12 protein-coding genes and 1 pseudogene are annotated in these 19,203 nt (G+C 42.8%); 12 read left to right on the top strand and 1 reads right to left on the bottom strand.

The window, feature by feature from the left end; all coding sequences use genetic code 11:
* Positions 1-82: 82 nt before the first annotated feature.
* Positions 83-574 carry a hypothetical protein gene (locus OGM63_RS01130; RefSeq protein WP_263743660.1) on the top strand — a complete coding sequence of 164 codons (492 nt, stop codon included), beginning with the start codon at positions 83-85 and terminating at the stop codon, positions 572-574.
* Between the two features lie 232 nt (positions 575-806).
* Entirely contained in the window at positions 807-1,571 is a 765-nt protein-coding gene (gene cysE, locus OGM63_RS01125) for a serine O-acetyltransferase (protein WP_263743659.1), read from the top strand.
* A gap of 383 nt (positions 1,572-1,954) precedes the next feature.
* Here the strand turns inward: cysE and OGM63_RS01120 are convergent, their stop codons facing one another.
* Positions 1,955-2,539 (bottom strand): Npun_F5749 family FMN-dependent PPOX-type flavoprotein, encoded by a 585-nt coding sequence (locus tag OGM63_RS01120; RefSeq protein WP_263743658.1) that lies wholly within the window; start codon positions 2,537-2,539, stop codon positions 1,955-1,957.
* Positions 2,540-2,784: 245 nt separating this feature from the next.
* Between OGM63_RS01120 and OGM63_RS01115 the strand changes: the two genes are divergently transcribed.
* The 10 genes and pseudogenes from OGM63_RS01115 to OGM63_RS01070 all read left to right on the top strand — a co-directional run.
* Positions 2,785-3,174: a hypothetical protein gene (locus OGM63_RS01115; RefSeq protein ID WP_263743657.1), complete on the top strand. Its 390-nt coding sequence runs from the start codon at positions 2,785-2,787 to the stop codon at positions 3,172-3,174.
* Positions 3,175-3,819: 645 nt separating this feature from the next.
* Positions 3,820-5,646 (top strand): group II intron reverse transcriptase/maturase, encoded by a 1,827-nt coding sequence (gene ltrA / locus OGM63_RS01110; protein WP_263743656.1) that lies wholly within the window; start codon positions 3,820-3,822, stop codon positions 5,644-5,646.
* Positions 5,647-5,652: 6 nt separating this feature from the next.
* Positions 5,653-10,887 (top strand): annotated as a pseudogene (nrdJ, locus tag OGM63_RS01105) (ribonucleoside-triphosphate reductase, adenosylcobalamin-dependent); the annotation flags it as partial.
* A gap of 211 nt (positions 10,888-11,098) precedes the next feature.
* Positions 11,099-11,317, top strand: a complete 219-nt coding sequence (locus OGM63_RS01100) for a ssl0294 family protein (RefSeq protein WP_263743654.1) — start codon at positions 11,099-11,101, stop codon at positions 11,315-11,317.
* Positions 11,318-11,775: 458 nt separating this feature from the next.
* The gene (rbp, locus tag OGM63_RS01095) at positions 11,776-12,060 is read left to right on the top strand and encodes an RNA-binding regulator (protein WP_089125418.1); all 285 of its coding nucleotides are present in this window, start codon (positions 11,776-11,778) and stop codon (positions 12,058-12,060) included.
* A gap of 584 nt (positions 12,061-12,644) precedes the next feature.
* Positions 12,645-13,694, top strand: a complete 1,050-nt coding sequence (fbp, locus tag OGM63_RS01090) for a class 1 fructose-bisphosphatase (RefSeq protein ID WP_263743653.1) — start codon at positions 12,645-12,647, stop codon at positions 13,692-13,694.
* A 190-nt stretch (positions 13,695-13,884) separates the two neighbouring features.
* Positions 13,885-15,030, top strand: a complete 1,146-nt coding sequence (gene tal, locus OGM63_RS01085) for a transaldolase (protein WP_263743652.1) — start codon at positions 13,885-13,887, stop codon at positions 15,028-15,030.
* A 201-nt stretch (positions 15,031-15,231) separates the two neighbouring features.
* The gene (gene zwf / locus OGM63_RS01080; RefSeq protein WP_263743651.1) at positions 15,232-16,761 is read left to right on the top strand and encodes a glucose-6-phosphate dehydrogenase; all 1,530 of its coding nucleotides are present in this window, start codon (positions 15,232-15,234) and stop codon (positions 16,759-16,761) included.
* Positions 16,762-16,946: 185 nt separating this feature from the next.
* Positions 16,947-18,311, top strand: a complete 1,365-nt coding sequence (opcA, locus tag OGM63_RS01075) for a glucose-6-phosphate dehydrogenase assembly protein OpcA (protein ID WP_263743650.1) — start codon at positions 16,947-16,949, stop codon at positions 18,309-18,311.
* Positions 18,312-18,374: 63 nt separating this feature from the next.
* On the top strand, positions 18,375-19,203 hold an 829-nt coding region (locus tag OGM63_RS01070; protein WP_263743649.1), incomplete at its 3' end, for a cobyrinic acid a,c-diamide synthase CobB.

Here is a 19,203-nt window from a genome sequence, read left to right as displayed (position 1 = left end):
GCACACATGGATAAATATACTTGATTATATTTATTAATATATGTATATAAAAAAACTATAAAGACCCTGTTGGAGGGCTAATATGAAATATTTTCGCCCCCGACTTCAGTTGCGAAGCGGCTTGATTTTAGCTATGTTAAGTGCTATTACTGCTAGTCCTGTAATGGCAGACACCTCAAATTTTGGCAAGTTAAGTTTGGCACCAGGATTTCCACCAGCCCAAGGAACCGTAGAAGGGTATACTGGCGGTTCTTATTCATTATCTGCGATTAGTAACCGCGATCGCGACAGAAATGCTTGTATTGGTTTTGCCGATCCCAAACCAGATCATGTGATGGTTTTGGAAAAAGACTTTTCCCAGTTAAATATACGAGTAAATAGTGGTGGGAAAGATACTACTTTACTCATCCAAGGACCAGACGACGGAAGTATTCGTTGCGGAGATGACACTGGTAAAAGAAAAGATGCCAGCATTCAAAGTAGTGACTGGAAAGCTGGAACTTATAAGATTTGGGTAGGTACATTTAATTCAGGAGACAAGGGCAACTACACCCTGACAGTGCAGCAACCATAAATTCGGGAATGGGGAATAGACATCTCCAGAGTCATACGTAGAGACGTTCCACGCTTTACGTCTAGTTCCACTCTTTACGTCTAATCAAGGGTTTGGGGCAACGCATAATTAATTTCTACTTCTTGTGTGTAATGAGTAATTACTAATTACCAATGCCCTAAATAAGAGCGATCGCACTTGGAAGGATAAAATAGATAAGTAGCTCGTTTTGCTTTCCGAGGGTACCATAAAAGTGCTATCTACACTACGTACAGACTTTCGCATCATTTTTGAACGTGATCCAGCCGCTCGTAACTGGTTGGAAGTATTATTTTGCTACCCTGGTTTGCAAGCTTTGCTATTCCATCGGCTGGCTCACCGACTGCATATAATTGCTATTCCCTTTTTTCCCCGGCTGATTTCCCACATTGCTAGGTTTTTGACTGGAATCGAAATCCATCCAGGTGCAACTATTGGCAAAGGTGTATTTATTGACCACGGTATGGGTGTGGTAATTGGTGAAACAGCGATTATTGGCGATTATGCGCTCATTTATCAAGGTGTCACCCTTGGTGGTACTGGTAAAGAAAGTGGCAAGCGCCATCCAACTTTAGGGGAAAATGTCGTAGTTGGCGCCGGATCGAAGGTACTGGGTAATATTCAAATTGGTAACAACGTCCGCATCGGCGCAGGCTCAGTTGTTCTACGAGATGTCCCTTCTGATTGTACTGTGGTGGGGGTACCCGGTCGCATTGTTTATCGTTCTGGAGTCAAAGTTTCTCCTTTAGAACATAACAACTTACCTGATTCTGAAGCACAAGTAATTCGTGCTTTAGTTGACCGCATAGAGTTGTTAGAACAACAAATACAACAGCTTCAGCAACTCCCATCTTCTCCAAAAACTCTTGTAATGGCAGGTAAATTCGTCGTCAACGAAGGTGAAGAAACAGAAAATAAATTACGCTGCAACCTGAGAGATAAAGCTATTCAGCAGTTTCTCGATGGTGCGGGGATTTAGAAAGACAAGGGGGACAAGGGGGACAAGGGGGACAAGGGGGACAAAGGGGACAAAGGGGATCTGTTCTTGAGCAATCTTATCGCAGCGGCATAACTCCGCTCCTCCTAACTCCTCACTCCGTTCCTCCTCACTCCGCTCCTCCTAACTCCTCACTCCGTTCCTCCTCACTCCGCTCCTCCTAACTCCTCACTCCTCACTCCGTTCCTCCTCACTCCGTTCCTCCTCACTCCGCTCCTCCGCTCCTCCGTTCCTCCTCACTCCGCTCCTCCTAACTCCTCACTCCGTTCCTCCGCTCCTCCGTTCCTCCTCACTCCGTTCCTCCTCACTCCGTTCCTCCGCTCCTCCGTTCCTCCTCACTCCATTCCTCCCTTTCCCTATTCCCATCAAGGATTAATTTCTTGGCTAGACCACTGTTGCTGCTCGTCTAAGCAGTATAAATATCGGTTTTGTGGCTCACCCTTTAATTCCAGGTGATCTACCTGTACCGGGTCAAGTAGCAATAGGCAAAAGTTTGCTAAAGGTTGAGTCGGATCAGGTGGTGGTGGATTAAAAGCTGCTGGATCTTGAACTCTAGGTTTACCAGGATCAGCCCAAGCAAATTGTAACCGGGCATTATCACTTAGTTCTTGCCAAGTGGTGATGCGTGCTTTATGTAAAACGGGGTCAGAATTCTCACACCCTACCAAGGTTAGGCAGCCAGTGATGCGGAATTGTTCTCGTGTGTTGGGGAAGTACCAGCAAGCTTCTGCCCAAGGTTGCTGCTGTATCTGGTCGGCTTTTTCGCTGCGAGCATCGGTGATAAATTTTAACTGGTTAGTGTCTTCGAGAAAGCCGCGAAAGACGAGGGTACGATTAGCGGGACGATTATTTGCCCGAACTGTTGCCAGTTGGAGGTAACGAGCATAAACAAGGCTGCGGTTGCGATGAAGCGCACGAGCTACTAGCGATCGCCAAGGAGCTACAGACATAATAAAATTAAAACTTTACTGCAAGTCAGTCCGGAACTAGTAGTCTACCAAGGGAACTTAGCTTTCTTTCGTAGTAAGCGAGAAGATCGCTTTTTAAGGACTAAAGTCCTTACTACCAACTAGGCATTCTTTAGTGTGGTGGCTACTAGAGCTAGCGCAAATCGAAAAAAATTACAATCTTTCACGTTACATCTACTTGGCGTATAGTCATATTCTGTCGAAAAATAACCAACAATATTTGACTCATGGTTCGAGAACTTGAACTAAAACGCATTCTGGCAAAGTTTCCAGAAACTGCCCCTGCTGCTAATCCAGTCTTTTTTAGAACTTATAGCCGTGCCTTAAAGGTAGGACAAAGGGAAACATGGGAACAAGTGTGCGATCGCACTCTCACCGGCTTAACCAATGTGGGAAAGCTACGTCCAGAAGACGCTGCCATACTCCAAAAAATGCAGCTAAACCTGAAAGCGTTGCCCAGTGGACGCTGGCTGTGGGTTGGTGGTACAGAGTGGATATCCAAGCCCAAAAACTTTTCTGGGGGTTATAACTGCACCTCCACCAATTTAGAGGATTGGAATGCTTTCGGCTTGATGATGGATTTGGCAATGATGGGTTGCGTGCGATTCGTTGGCTAGAAACCAACACCCGTAAGGGTCTTGGAGGATTAGCCACAAGGTTTCTTCTACCACATTGGTAAGAATCTTGATAACTTAATAGTCATGTTGGTGACATTGAAACAAAAAAACTTTTACAGAGCAACTGATAGAAATATCAGATGAAAAATCGGTAAAAACATAAGATATTTCGATGAAGTCCAACCCCCTAAGTGCAAGGGTGAAAGCACTTTCCCTACGGTAGCGACTAGCCATCAATCCGTAAAGCGGGAATGAACGGTGTTAAGAAGTCAATCCAGATTTCGACACATCTAGCAAGAGAGTATGGTTAGCTTTGAGCGAATCTACGTTTGAATCATCGTGATCATATAAAACAGCCTAGTGGATTAACAGGCTGTGCCAAAAGGCAAGGGGAGAGCAACCGAAATACAACCGTTCGGTTTGCACAGCTCTTAACCCCGGTGAACAGTAGAAACCTAACCTCTCAATCAATGACTATTAGGAACGAAGTAACCACATAAATTCTCTCAGGAGGTCGAATACCTGAGCAGGTGCTAACCGGATGAACTATGTGGTGAGATTGAGTCAAAAGCAAATGCCTGCGGTAATGCGTAGGATACGCTGACGGACTCACGGTAATCAGATATGTATAGGTACTTTTTAGCGATGAAAACGACTAAAACGAGTTTTAAGACTACGGTGGTATGGAACAAAATCAACTGGAAGAAAATTCAGAGGATAGTGTTCAAGTTGCAAAAGCGCATATACAAAGCTGTTCAACGTGGTGATGTCAAAGCAATGCGACGACTCCAAAAAACTTTGATGAAATCCTGGTACGCAAAGCTATTAGCGACGCGAAAAGTAACCCAAGATAACCAAGGCAAGAAAACGGCACTCTTAGACGGGGTTAAATCCCTCGGATACGAAAGTCGGCTGAGACTAGCAAAGAATTTAGGCACAAGTGGGAAGGTCAAACCAACCCGCAGAGTATGGATTCCAAAACCAGGAACAGACGAAAAACGACCCCTAGGAATCCCAACAATGGAGGATAGGGCAAAACAAGCGATCGCAAAGTTAGCCTTAGAACCACAATGGGAATCAAAATTCGAGCCAAATAGTTACGGGTTCAGACCAGGACGTGCAGTACACGACGCAATCGAAGCTATATATCTAGCTCTACATGGTAAAGCTAAATATGTACTAAATGCGGATATATCTAAGTGTTTCGATAACATTAATCATCAAAAGCTACTTGAAAAACTCAATACATATCCATCAATGAGACGGTTAACACGAGAGTGGTTAAAAGCCGGATATGTAGATGGAAATCAATTATTCCCAACGAAAGCAGGTACACCCCAAGGTGGAATAATTTCACCTTTACTGGTTAATATCGCGCTTCACGGAATGGAAGAAGTGATTAAGGAATATGCAAATACCCTCCCTACCCGTAGGAATTGGGGGAAAAAGCAAAACCGAAATGCATTAAGTTTAATCAGGTACGCAGATGATTTCGTGATTATTCACGAAGATATTAATGTTGTTTTAGGGGCAAAAGCGGTAATAGAAGGTTTCCTAAAAGACATCGGTTTGGAACTAAAACCAAGCAAGACTAGAATTTGTCATACATTAGAGAAATATGCAGGGGAAAACCCTGGATTTGACTTTTTAGGTTTTAATGTCAGACAATTCCCAGTAAACGATGGAATGAGCGCACGGTCATCCAACGGAGAAATCCTAGGTTTCCAAACGATAATTCAACCAAGTAAGAACGCAATAAAACGCCACTATAAAGAAATAGCTGACATTATTGATTCCCATAAAGCAGCACCTCAAAAGGCGCTAATTTCAAGAATCAATCCAATAATAGAAGGATGGAGAAACTATTATTCTTCAGTCTGCTCAACCGATACCTTCAGAATCTTAAATCATATGATTTATAAGAAACTAATGGTATGGGCAAAATCCAGACATTACAATAAAGGTACTAAATGGGTTGTTGAGAAATATTGGATTACAGTTGGTAAAGATAACTGGGTCTTTGGATACGATAATCCAGATACTAAAGAAAGCTATATCCTCAGTAAACACACACAGGTAGATATTGTACGGCACATTAAAGTTAAAGGGGAAGCTTCACCGTTTAATGGTGACTTCACCTATTGGGGTTCAAGGACAGGTAAAAGTAAAGAAATTCCATCTTTACTCGCAAAAATACTACACAAGCAAAAGGGAAAATGTGCCCATTGCGGTCTTACTTTCACAACGGAAGATAAAATCGAAATCGACCACATACAACCAACTAGTAATGGTGGTAAAAGAAAACTTGAAAACCTGCAAGCATTGCATAAACATTGTCACGAGCAAAAAACTGCCAGAGATGGTAGTTTGAACAGTTCCTATGACAAAGGTATGATTATTGAGGAGCCGGATGAGGTGAAAGTCTCACGTCCGGTTCTGAAGACGAGTAGCACTCGTGAGAGTGTTGCTTAGTTTAATGGTACTGGTGCCGTCATCGAACCAAAATATATCAGCCAAATTCCCCCCATCCGCAATCACCTAAATGTAAGCGTACAAGGTGAAATTGGTAGTGTTGCTGTTGAACAACGTCGGGAATTTACAGAAACCAAAATAACCGGAAATTCTGTCACCATCCACGTTGGAGACAGCCGTCAAGGTTGGGTTGAATCATATCAAACACTTTTAAAACTCTCTAGTGATGAAAGATTTTCAACAGAAGTTGAAGTTATCGTTGATATCAGTGATGTACGTAAAGCCGGAGAAACTCTCAAGGGCTTTGGTGGCGTTGCTAATCCGGTAAAATTGCCTGGACTGTATGAGCGTTGTGCATCCATCCTCAATAAAGCTGTCGGACGGCAATTAAATTCAGTTGAATGCTGTTTGTTAATAGACCAAGCGGCTGTAACAATTGTTGCTGGAAACATCCGGCGCTGTCTACCTGAAGACGCATTGGTTCATACATCTAAAGGTCTTGTTCCCATTTGTGATGTTCAAGTGGGTGACTTAGTGCAGACACCTCTGGGATTTCGTCGAATTGTTAATAAATTCGACCAAGGATTTCAGGATGTATATGAGATTGAAACTAATGCTACTTACCCCAGAGCAACTTTAAACCACAGACAAGCAGTTCTAGCTGATGCTAAAGGTGGAGTTACCTGGAAATCGATTGGGAGTCTAGTTGAAGGCGATCGCCTCCTACACAATACGCAAGTACTACCTGGTACAATTACTCATTTACCGCCTGATTTTACCAAAGAAAGACCCGCTCAAAGTCAAAATGCCAAGTCTTTTAAAGTTCCTGAACTGACATCAGAAGTAGCTTGGCTAATTGGATTTACCCACGGTGATGGCTATGTTGCGATCGGTCGCAATAAGCATGAAAAGCCTTATGGACGTGTCGAATGGGTAATGAACAGCTTGGATACAGAACTCACAGCCAGAATTCAAGCCAAAATCAATGCTGCTCTAGCTTTATTTGGATTAACTGCTGTTCATGGCGTTATTAAAGGTGAAAATACGGCTAAGTCCATTTGTTCATCAATTCGACTCGCTGAGTACTTCCATCACTACATTAAGCAACCTCATGTTCCCTTAACAGTTCCTAGTTTTATTTTGCAGGGTTCAGTAGATATTAGGACTGCTTACCTAGCTGGATTAGTGGACAGTGATGGTGCTATTAATAACCGACCCCCTCACTTAGTAACATCGGTCTATCGACCATTTATTAGACAAGTCGGCACAGTTTTATCCAGTTTGGGTATCGCTGGCAGAATTGCCATTACACATCCCCAAGAGCAAGGATGGCAAGTTAAGTATAGCCTCACCATTCCAGCGCTCAAAGAACGCTATAATGCCCTGATTGCAACTCACTCGCTGAAGGGTGAGCTGAGGCAAAAACTCAAAATGTATGGTTTCACTGTCCCCGGTGTCGTGATGAGGGAAGCATACACTTACAGCGAAATGCGAGAAATGGGATTCCAGGGTTCCCGCACAGTTGATGCCAACTACGAACGCTATATTGTTGAGGCTGATATCTCATTAGATATTCCAGTCACTGTCAAGAGCTTAGGTAGTTACGATCATGTCAAAACTTATGACATTGAAGTAGAAGAAGCTCATTGTTTCTACTGTGATGGCTATCTGACACATAACAGTGCGGGGATGCGTCAGTTTGATTCTGATGATAAACAAGCTGCCACCGCCAAAGATAATTTATGGCAGCAAGATGAAAATGGCAACTGGCGAATCGATCCAGAGCGGGATGCTCTACGGATGGCAAACCATACCAGAGTTTATCACCGCAAGCCAACATTAGAAGAATGTATTGATGCTGTTCGCAAACAGTATTATAGCGGCGAGGGTGCAATTCAATGGGCTGGTGAAGCTGTAGCTAGAGCTAATTGCGATTTGCTGTCAACCCAAGCTTTGAAAACTGATTTTTTACAAGCTTACGAACAAGGAACAGCAAAACAGTGGTTGCAAAAACATCATCCTGACATTGATGCGTCGGAGGTAGAACATCGTTTAGCTCGCTACGGCTTGAATCCGTGTATAACCTCAGATACTTGGATACATACAGAACACGGTGCAAGGCAAGTTAAAGATTTAATTGGCAAACAATTAGCTGTTTATGTGAACGGTGAACTTTTTAGCACTACATCTGATGGTTTTTTCTTCACAGGAGTGAAACCTGTAGTCAAGTTACAAACCAAAGAAGGTTACGCTTTAAGGCTTACCGAGAATCATCAAGTTTTAAAAGTCACAGCACAAACTCAACGTAAGCAATACTCAGAATGGTGTGAAGTCAAAGACTTAAAACCTGGCGATCGAATACTAATTCATGACCATAAAAATATAAATCCTTGGGATGGTTTAGGTACACATGCAGAAGGTTGGTTACTCGGTAACTTATTAGGTGATGGTTGTTTCTCAGTAAACGCTGCTAACTCTACCTATCAAGCATCACTACGCTACTGGGGAGAAACTCAAACTGAGATGAAAGAATTTGCTCTTTCATTAGTGAATAGTTTACCAAAACCACTTCAATATTCTCAGGATTTGAAAGGTGTTTACCACCAAACAAACAAATATTTTCAAGTTAGTTCTGCAAGTCTCGCAAAACTGGCTAGTGTTTTTGGTTTAGTACATAAACATAAAAAAGTCACTTCTGAGATTGAGCAAGCAAGCTACGATTTCTATTGTGGTTTTCTCAGAGGTATTTTTGACGCTGATGGAAGTGTACAAGGGAACCATGACAAGGGAATTAGCGTTCGTTTAGCGCAAAGTGATTTACCTAATTTAGAAGCTATACAAAGGATGCTTTTACGATTAGGTATTGCCAGTAAAATCTACAAGAATCGTAGAGCAGAAGGTCTGAGAATGTTACCTAATAGCAAGAAAGTTTTGACTGAGTATTTTTGTAATACTCAACATGAATTAGTTATTGCTAAAGATAACATTCAAATATTTCAACAAATAGTTGGTTTCCAAGAACCTAAAAAAGCTGAGTTGTTAGACTCTTTGTTATCAGGGTATAAGCGCAATCTCTACAAAGAACGGTTCGATGTAAGGATTGAATCTATTACCTTTGATGGTGAAGAGTCTGTTTATGATTGCACTGTACCTGGTGTATCTCGCTTTGATGCTAATGGGTTTGTTGCACACAATTGTGGAGAAATTTTAGGTAGCAATTTTCACTGTGTCAGTGGCAATACTCTACTCATTACTAGGGAAGGAATGCACAACATTAAAGATGTTGTCGGATGCGAAATTGAAATTTGGAATGGGAAAAAATGGAGCTTAGTTACACCATTTAAGACTGGTAGTAATAGCAAACTTTATCGAGTTCGGTTTGGAGACGGTTCTTATTTAGATGCAACTGAATATCATCGCTTTTTTGTGAAAGATAGATTCGGCAAAGTCTATAAGGAAGTTCAAACCAAAGACTTGATGGATACAAGTCGATATAGCATTCACACTGAACCTTTCACAATTAATTACGAAGATGGATTAAATGTTGATTCGGGTTATGCTTATACTTTGGGGGTAGCTGTAGGCGATGGTACTACAGATAAAAATAACAACGCCAAAGTTAGACTGTACGAAAATAAAGCAGCGTTATCTGTAGTTGGGAATAAGTCTCCTCAAAGAACTTATGACTACTTACCTACTTTTACAGATGTTACAGATTTAGGTTTTTCTGGAGAATTTCTTAAAGCCTTAAAAACAAATTCTGAATCGCTGAATGTAATTGCTAGTTGGAACCGTCAAGCAATTTTACATTTTATCGCTGGTTTAGCTGATACAGATGGCTCGAATACTTCAAGCAATGGTATTAGGATTTATATATCTGACTACGAGCGTGCTTACAGAATTCAGTTATTACTGACTAAATGTGGTATTCGTTCATCTCTGAATCTGTGTGCTCACAAAGGTTCAATAACTAATTTGGGTGTCAGAAGTCGAGATTTGTACTACTTGCAAATAACCGATTGTCAACAGATTCCTTGCCAACGTTTGGATGTAAGTAAAGGAACAAATGCAAAATGCAAAGGTAAATGGCAAGTTGTGAAAAGTGTTGAAGAATTGCCGGGTTTACATGATACTTACTGCTTTAATGAGCCAGAATATCATAAAGGTGTTTTCGGTAATACTTTAACTGGAAACTGTAACCTTTCAGAGATTCACCTCAATCAAATTGACCCAACTAACTACAAAGAACAGGAGGAAGCTTTCACCGCTGGAGCGCTATCTGTAGCCGCACTTTTACATCACAAATTCCTTGAACCACGCTATCAATACAGCCGCGAATTAGACCCGATTGTCGGGGTTTCTTTCACAGGTTTATTTGATTTCTTTGTTCATGCTTTTGGGGTTGATTGGTTGCGCTGGTGGGCAGAAGGTAGACCAAAAAATGCTCAAGGAATAGCGTTTAAGCGAAAAGAGGAAGAATACTTAACTTCATGGAAAGATATCGTGCATCGTGTTGTTTGGGATTATTGCGATCGCCATAATTTCAAACGTCCAAATCGCTGCACTACAGTTCAACCTAGTGGTACTAAATCTTTGTTAACTGGTGCTAGTCCCGGATGGCACCCCCCCAAAGCCCAAAGATTTCTTCGCAGGATCACCTTTGGGAAAAATGACCCAGTAGCTTTAGCTTGTATAGACTACGGCTATAATGTCATTCCCTCCCAATCTGATAAAGATGAAAAGGGCAATTTGTTAAACGATCCCTTCGATCCTAGATGCTCAGAATGGTTGGTAGAAATTCCCGTCGCTGTACCTTGGGCTGATATACCTGGAGTTGATGAAATTGATATTAGTCAATTTAGTGCGATCGCTCAAATGGATTTCTACATGCAAGTGCAGAAATTCTATGTCACACATAACACCTCTGCCACCATCGAGCTACGGGAAAATGAAGTAGAACCACTATCACATCTGATTTGGCAAGCCATACAAAATAATGAAGGCTACATTAGCGCTGCACTTCTGGCACGCTTTGACGATCATCAAACTTTCCCCCGTTTGCCATTTGAACCTATCACCAAACAAGACTATGAGCAACTACTCAAAGAAGTAGAAATGCGTCGTCAAACGGATGACTTTCCTGCTGTCTTAAGTCGCTACGATTCCGGTGAGTTAATGGAAGCAGGACCTGCCGGTTGCGACTCTGATAAGTGCATGATGCCTGAACAAAGTCCAATGTAAATAATTAACTGCGGTGGATGTAACTGCTTTCTTTACACCATCGCTTTTTCTATCCTTGTGCTATTGACGCTAATTTTCTGTAAAAATAATGTGCTTGATATCATGTCGGGTAAATCAGACATCGTGTAGAGACGTTCCGACGGAACGTCTCTAACAAGTTACGATAAATTAAGCAGTTCTAATTTTTTACACCCGCATTAGGAGATTCTTCATGTTCCTTGATGAATTGTCACCAATCTTTAAACGATTTACCCAGCATCCAGGCTCATTTCTGGGCGGGTTCTTCTCTGGTATACTTAGACTCCATCTTGCTGACGACCCGGTTAAAAGCTGGCTCAATCAACAGCTAGGCTCAAGTAGTTATACTACTTCCACAAGTCTTGCACATAATGGCAGAACCAGCGGTCCTCAGTCAATATCAATTGACTAAATAATTTTACATACAGCAGCCGATCGCCAATAGGGAATACATGTAGAGACGTAGCACTGCTACGTCTCTACTGTCAATAACTAATATCTATTTATACACAAAAACGAAGATGCTCCTAGAGGAGTGCCACAGTTTTAACGATACTTTTTTGACACCTAAAGATTATAATTCTACACGCCAATGGTATCAGGCATTAACCATATAAGCGCAACTAATTGTCAATTATGACTGTTTGTAAAATGTCATACTTTGAAGAATGACACAATCAGTTATTATATGAGCGTATGCGTCAGTTCAGCCCGATCGCGCTTTCGATTAGTAGATAATGCAAGCAATATGCTTGCTAATCTATAATGTCCGTGTTTTGGTGACTCGGATGCGAACAAAGCAATCTTTGAGATTTGTTAAATTTTTACAGCTGAACTCATCGCTCCTAGTTGAAATTTACGTGATTCCATATGACTATTTACGTTGGAAATCTCTCCTACCGCGCTAGCGAAGCCGACTTAAAAGAAGTATTTGCAGATTACGGTGAGGTAAAAAGAGTCGTCTTGCCTACAGACCGGGAAACTGGACGATTGCGCGGCTTTGCTTTTGTAGAAATGTCCGAAGATGCTCAAGAAGATGCCGCTATTACAGAATTAGATGGCGCAGAATGGATGGGTCGTCAACTTCGAGTTAATAAAGCCAAACCACGCGAGGAGAGCCAACGAAGTAGTTGGGGGAAAAAACAAGACTATTAAAAATAGGGACTATTATACTAGCAAATTGTTCTCTAGTTATGCAAGATCGAAATTGGGAAAATGAGAAAAGATTAACAATTCCCATGTGGGGGAGTGTCAAGTACTAGTCGGTTTTTTGATTCTTAACGATCGCGATATAGCAAGCATCGGCAGTTGCAGCCAACGTGAAAACAGACAGATGGTATTTTGGGGATGGGTATCTCAACAACTTTGCTTGCTATATATCAAGCGTATTAGTATTTACAGACAAAAAGTCAAGAGAGGGATAAAAATGTTGACAAAAATCATTGAATTTTACAAGCTTAGGTAGATTTGCCCAAGTATGACCGAAGTGCTAATGCGCTTTAGCAGAGACCGAAAAAAGCTTGAAATATTTAGTTTATCTAAAATCACATTTAAGTTATCAAATTACCTTTCTAAGATAGAGGCAGCAGCTTTCATCAAGGCTGAAGGATAAAGGATGAAAAAAAGAAATTAGTACAAGCGAACGTGTTAATCCGTTCAAGCTCACTTCAAGCTTCATCCTCCACACTTTGTCATGAAGCCAACCTCAACCAACCAAAGTCGTTAGGAAGAACCAAAACATGGCTCCATCGCCAGAATCTCTTGAGTTGTCGAACAACGACATCACTGACAAAAGCTTAGATCGTGATTGTACAACTTTATCCCGTCACGTCCTACAGCAATTTCAGAGCTTTTCGCCCCAGGCACAGGATTTAAGTGCGCTGATGAACCGCATAGCCCTGGCTGGTAAACTAGTTGCCCGTCGCCTCAGCCAAGCTGGTTTAGTCGAAGGTGTTCTTGGATTTACAGGGGATGTCAACGTGCAAGGAGAGTCCGTCAAAAAGATGGATCTTTACGCTAACGACGTATTTATCTCGGTATTTAAGCAAAGCGGCTTAGTTTGTCGTTTAGCTTCCGAGGAAATGGAAAAACCCTACTACATTCCGGAAAACTGCCCGATTGGTCGCTACACACTATTGTACGATCCCATCGATGGCTCATCTAACACCGATACCAATCTCAGCTTAGGTTCAATCTTCGCGATTCGCCAACAAGAAGGAGACGATCTTGATGGTGAGGCAAAAGATTTACTTACCGATGGACGCAAACAAATAGCCGCCGGATACATCCTATATGGTCCGAGCACCATGCTGGTATATACTATAGGTAAGGGAGTTCATTCTTTTACTCTCGATCCCAGCTTAGGAGAATTTATTCTCACCGAAGAAAATATCCAAATTCCGGCACACGGTTCAGTTTACAGCGTAAACGAGGGTAATTTTTGGCAGTGGGATGAATCAATTCGCGAATATATTCGCTACGTCCATCGCACTGAAGGCTATACCGCTCGTTATAGCGGGGCAATGGTGAGTGATATACACAGAATTTTAGTACAAGGGGGTGTATTCTTATACCCAGGCATACTTCCCAAGCCAGAAGGTAAACTGCGGTTGCTTTATGAATCTGCTCCTTTAGCATTTGTCATTGAGCAAGCAGGTGGTCGCGCTACTACGGGACTCGTAGATATTTTGGACATAGTACCGAAAAAATTGCACCAGCGCACCCCTTTGATTATTGGTAGCAAAAAAGATGTAGCAAAAGTGGAGTCTTTTATTCAAAACGGTCATTAAAACAGCTTGAGAAAAACCTCATGGGTGCTTTTGCACCCCAGTAACTAAATTGAAATTAGTTCAGGAGTGATAGTAGTTTTAGTTCCTTGATTGTCTCAGATGGTGGATGCAATTCTGTATTGCCAACAGCAAAATTGAAAGGTCAGTATCAACTCGAAGACATAATTAACCGGAGTGAAAGAAATCTATCATGACAACTAACCATTTATTAGAGATAAAAGAATACGGTCAAAGTATCTGGATGGATAATTTGACTCGTGACCTAATTGAGTCAGGCGAGTTGAAAGATATGGTGGAAAATAAAGGTATCTGTGGAATCACCTCGAATCCAGCCATATTTGAAAAAGCGATCAAGGGAAACGTCATTTATGATGCCGATATAGAATCAGGTGTTCGTGCAAAGTTACCGACATACAAAATTTACGAATCCTTAGTTTTTGCAGATATCCGCAATGCGTGTGATATTTTACGCCCAGTTTATGAAGCGTCAGATAAATTAGACGGTTACGTGAGCATAGAAGTACCACCAACGATCGCTGATGATACAGAAGCAACGATCGCTGAGGCTCATCGCTATTACCAAGAAATTGGTCGAGAAAATGTGATGATTAAAATTCCCGGTACAGAAGCAGGTTTGCCAGCAGTCGAACAAGTGATAGCTGCCGGGATCAACGTTAACGTCACTCTGTTATTTTCGGTTTCTAGCTATGTCAACTCAGCGAATGCTTACATTGGTGGTTTAGAAGCTAGAGTCAAAGAAGGTAAAGACATTAGTAACATAGCTTGCGTAGCCAGCTTCTTTCTTAGTCGCATTGATAGCAACATTGACGGCAAGATTGATGCTAAGTTGAAAAAAGGCGTTGATGATATTGCCGTAGAAGCAAAACTGAGTGCTGTCAAAGGTAAAGTAGCGATCGCAAACGCCAAGATAGCGTACCAAGAGTACAAAAAAATTAGCCAGAGCGATCGTTGGCAAGCTTTAGCCGCAAAAGGTGCAAAAGTTCAACGTCTTCTTTGGGCAAGCACCGGCACCAAAGACCCCAGCTACAGCGACGTCATGTATGTTGATCAGTTGGTAGGTTCCGACACCGTTAACACCCTACCACCAGCGACACTAGAAGCTTGCGCTGACCACTGTGATGCCGCAAGTCGTGTTGAGACGAATGTCGATCAAGCTTACCAACTCATCGAAAGCTTGAAAGACCCCGACATCAACATTGACATCAACTCAGTGATGGACGAACTACTTGTTGATGGTATTGATAAGTTTGTCAAGCCCTTTCAATCACTGATGGATTCCTTAGAAGACAAAATCAAGGTCTTATCACCAGTTTAGGTATTAGGGACTAGGGATTTGAAGAGGGGACTCATGTTAAAGGGGTTCATGGGAAAGGTATGGAAATAAAGAGTTATTTAAATCACTACTGTTTATTTTTTTCCCATGAACCCATGAACCCATGAACCCATGAACCCCTTCCCTCCTGCCCCATGCCCTAATCACCAATCGAAAATCTAAAACCCACATCTTGCAATTATTATGGTTAGTCTGCTAGAAAATCCCTTGCGCGTAGGTCTGCAACAGCAAGGAATGCCCGAACCCCAAATCATAGTCATCTTTGGTGCTTCTGGAGACCTGACCTGGCGCAAACTCGTACCAGCACTTTACAAATTGCGAAAAGAACGGCGCATTGCACCAGAAACGACCATTGTTGGCGTGGCGCGTCGAGATTGGAGCCACGAGTATTTTCGCGAACAAATGCGAAAGGGGATGGAAGAAGCTCATGGAGGCGTGCATCCAGAAGAACTTTGGCAAGACTTCTCCCAAGGATTATTCTACTGCTCTGGTGACATAGATAACCCAGAAAGTTACGAGAAACTGAAGAATTTATTAAGCGAGCTAGACGAGAAACGGGGAACACGGGGAAACCGGATGTTCTACCTTTCCGTGGCTCCTAACTTCTTCCCAGAAGCCATCAAGCAACTGGGCGAAAAATCAATGTTGGACGATCCCTACAAACATCGTCTGGTAATTGAAAAACCCTTTGGTCGAGACTTGGCTTCTGCCAAAAGCTTGAACCGAGTGGTGCAGAAATATTGTAAAGAAAACCAAGTATACCGCATCGACCACTACTTGGGTAAAGACACAGTTCAAAATCTCCTCGTATTTCGCTTTGCCAACGCGATTTTTGAACCGTTGTGGAACCGTCGATTTGTTGACCACGTTCAGATTACCGTCGCTGAAACCGTCGGAGTAGAAGACCGAGCGGGATATTATGAAAGCGCCGGCGCACTGCGGGATATGTTGCAAAACCACCTGATGCAACTTTACTGCCTCACCGCAATGGAAGCACCCAACGCGATGGATGCCGACAGTCTCCGCACGGAAAAAGTAAAAGTACTCCAAGCTACGCGATTGGCAGACATTCAAAATTTAGGGCATTCCGCAGTACGCGGTCAATATAGCGCCGGATGGATGAAAGGAAAACAAGTACCTGGGTATCATGAAGAACCAGGAGTAGCTCCTAAATCCACAACACCCACCTACGTGGCAATGAAATTTCTGGTTGACAACTGGCGCTGGCAAGGAGTTCCCTTCTACCTGCGTACAGGTAAGCGGATGCCGAAAAAAGTTAGTGAAATTTCCATCCACTTCCGCGAAGTTCCTTCAAGGATGTTTCAATCAGCCGCGCAACAAATGAATGCCAACATTTTGACGATGCGGATTCAGCCGAATGAAGGAATCTCCCTGCGTTTTGAAGTCAAGATGCCTGGGGCAGATTTCCGCACCCGTTCGGTTGATATGGACTTTAGTTATGGTTCCTTTGGCATAGAAGCAACTTCCGATGCTTACGATCGCCTATTTCTCGATTGTATGATGGGCGACCAAACATTGTTCACACGCGCCGACGAAGTAGAAGCCGCTTGGCAAGTTGTCACACCAGCCCTTTCTGTTTGGGATGCACCCGCAGATCCAGCATCCGTTCCCAAATACGAAGCTGGTACTTGGGAACCAGCCGAAGCCGAATTCTTGATTAATCAAGATGGTCGTCGCTGGCGCCGACTGTAAAGAGTTAGAAGGAGGAAAGTTATGAGTTATGAGTTTTGAGGAGCGGAGTTATGAGTTAAAAGTGAGGAGTTATGAATTAATAATTCCTAACTCAAAACTCTTAATTCCTAACTCAAAACTCCTAATTCCTAACTCAAAACTCCTAACTCCGCTCCTTAATTCACCACCCAAAACTTCAAACTATTATGGCTTCCCAAGCTCCGACTATTTATTCACTTCAGACTCCGAAAGATATTTCGCTCTCAGACGTTGAAGCGGAACTGAGTCAAATTTGGCAAAGTTACGGTATCGGCGATGCAAACGGTGCCCTTCCTGCGGCTACTCGTGCCACGACATTTAGTTTAGTGGTGTACGAACCGGAAGAAACTCAATATCTTTTGGCAGCTTCCGGATATTACAACGGTCCGATTGACGGAATTCTCGGACCACAGATGGAATCAGCGCTACGCGAAGTTCAGAGAACGCATAAACTGCCAGAAACTGGAACCGCAACACCAGAAACTCTCGCCATATTGCGCGAAGAAGTCGCGAAACGTCATGGCACCGAGGCAACGGGGGAAAATGGTTCTAACGCATCTTATGGTTTAGAGGCAAAAAGCCCCAGAATCGCTGACGAAATCGCCCTGCGTAACCCTTGCCGAATTATTGCTTTGTGTCCAATAACAGGTGAAGACGAAGGCGTAAAAGCTCAAGTTTCTGCTTATTGCCCAATTCAAAAGCAGTCCTCAAGTACACTTATCTGCTGTGAATACATCACCCTAACCGGAACTACTGCCGCTTTGGAACGAATCGGGGGGATGATTCCGGCATTGTTGATTGGGGGTTTACCGAAGTTTCTCTGGTGGAAAGCAACACCAGATCCTAACAATGCTTTATTTAAGCGACTGGCGGCAGTATGCAATAATGTCATCGTCGATTCTTGTGAATTTAACAAGCCAGAAAGCGATTTGCTCAGTTTGCAAGAGTTGGTAGAAACTGGCGTACCTTTAGCTGACTTGAACTGGCGTCGTCTCTCAGCATGGCAAGAGTTAACCGCTGAAGCTTACGATCCCCCTCTGCGTCGCGCTTCTTTGCGGGAAATTGACAGAGTAACGATTGATTACGAAAAAGGCAATCCCGCACAAGCGTTAATGTTTTTAGGGTGGCTTGCGAGTCGGTTGGAATGGAGTCCAGTTTCTTATGAAAAAGAAAGCGGAGACTACCAAATTACTAAAATTAGCTTTCTTACACAAGACCAACGCCAAGTACAAGCTGAGTTAGCTGGTGTCCCCGTGGCTGATGGAGGAGAAATTATCGGCGACTTGATTGCTTTGCGCTTGAATTCGACCAATCCCCAAGCTGACTGCGGGACACTTATCTGTTCGGAAACCGGTGGCTGTATGCGGATGGAAACCCAAGGTGGTGCCCAATCTTCTGGTTTATTTCAACATGTGACTTCACTTTCTGAACAAAAAGCGGAAGTTTTGCTAAGTCAGCAGGTGCAACGTTGGGGTCATGAGGCACTTTTTGAAGAAAGCCTTGGGGTTCTAGCTAAGTTTCTGAAGTTATGAGTTATGAGTTATGAGTTATGAGTTAAAATTGCTAACTCCTAACTTTTAACTCCTAACTTTTTTATGTCTTTAGTTATTGCCGGTGAACGTAGTGGGGTGGGTAAGACAACTGTCACGCTCACCCTTTTAGCATCTTTATGCCGTCGTGGTTCTTTGATTCAATCTTTCAAAGTGGGTCCAGATTATATTGACCCAATGTTTCATCAGCACGTAACTAATCGTGCTTGTCGCAATTTAGACCCTGTGCTGACTTCCGAAGCTTACGTTCAGGAATGTTTTGCGCGTCACATCCAAAAAGTGGATTTTGCCCTTGTAGAAGGGGTAATGGGGTTGTTTGATGGAATTAAAGGGAGTGGGGAGTGGGGAGTAGAAAGTGTTGAAGACGATCAAAAGACAAGGGGACAAGGGGGACAAGGGGGACTAGGGAGACTAGGGAGACAAGCTTTCAAGGAGAATTCTTTTTTCCCCCCCTCTCCCCCTCTCCCCATCCCCCTCTCTTCTTTTGCTAGTACTGCTCATGTTGCGCTATTGTTGGATTTACCTGTGGTACTGGTGATTGATTGTAGTCGATTGTCTGGTTCTGTAGCAGCGATCGCTTACGGTTATTGCTCTTTCGATCCGAGAATTAAAATTGCTGGAGTGGTACTAAATCGGGTGGGAAGCGATCGCCATTTATCTCTGCTCAAAGATTCACTCTTACCCCTACAATTACCAATTATCGGCGTTTTGCGGCGTGAAGATCACATTACCATTCCCGATCGCCATCTGGGTTTAATACCCACAGCAGAACTTCCTCAACTTGATGCAGTTATCGAACGACTTGCCAATTTGGGCGATACTTGCTTTGATTGGGATCGCTTGTTACCATTACTAAAATCAGAACCTCTCCCCC

The sequence above is a fragment of the Plectonema radiosum NIES-515 genome (assembly GCF_025753815.1).
Lineage (GTDB): Bacteria > Cyanobacteriota > Cyanobacteriia > Cyanobacteriales > Nostocaceae > Hassallia > Hassallia radiosum_A.
Note: the sequence above shows the minus strand (reverse complement) of the source record. Positions and strands in the feature narration are given on the sequence as shown.